This is a genomic window from Vaccinium witches'-broom phytoplasma str. VAC (assembly GCF_000309405.1).
Lineage (GTDB): Bacteria > Bacillota_I > Bacilli_A > Acholeplasmatales > Acholeplasmataceae > Phytoplasma.
The window spans coordinates 1-786 of the sequence record NZ_AKIN01000096.1; the positions used below are offsets into that span (position 1 = coordinate 1).

Here is a 786-nt window from a genome sequence, read left to right on the forward strand (position 1 = left end):
ATTGATAAATAAATTTCATTATTAATAAATAAAACTTTTGAAAACAAATGTATTGAACGACTATCTAATTTGTTGATGTTGGAATCGTTTATTACTGTTGTTTCAAAAATTTTATACTTGGTTTTGATATAAAAAAAAGATTACTTTGAAAGTATATCTGATTTTTATTTTTTATTGTTTCAAATAACTAGTTTAACGTCATTACGGACGAGCGATAGGTTTTAACGTTTTTTTAATTTTTTGATAGCGATGTTTTTAATGTTTTCTACTTGTTTTAAAGATAAATTAAGTTTTTCAGCTATTTCGGTGTTGGTATAACATCTTTGATAATCTTCGTTGATATTTCCTAAAGGAACACCAAAACTTAAATGGATAATTTTGAATTCGGTTTCGCTTAATTTAGCTTTCATTTTTTTTAAAAAAATTTCATGATTAACTTGTTTTAACCATAATTGATGAGGATTTAGTTTATTTATTTGATATGGTTCACAAAACTCTTCTTGAAAAGAAAGATTATCCTTTTTATGATTTTTTTGTGGGATTGAAGGAGAATGGCTTTTTCTTATTAGTTCTCTTATTTCCGATTTGATAGTTAGAGTTGCGTAAGAAATGAAGCCATAACCTAAATCTTCGTAATTATTGAGGGCTTTGATTAATCCGCAAATTCCTTCTTGATATAAATCCTCTTTTTGAAGGACACGCGGATAATATTTAAACTTTTGAACTATCTTTTTTATTAAAGGTAAATGAAGTTCGATTAATTGATTTCGTATTTCTAAATTCTTT

At 25.3% G+C, this 786-nt stretch carries 1 protein-coding gene; it reads right to left on the reverse strand.

Annotated elements, in window-relative coordinates; all coding sequences use genetic code 11:
* Nucleotides 1–221 precede the first annotated feature (221 nt).
* Nucleotides 222–786, reverse strand: a 565-nt coding sequence (locus RI68_RS02085) for a sigma-70 family RNA polymerase sigma factor (RefSeq protein ID WP_017193595.1), incomplete at its 5' end; no start/stop codon positions are given.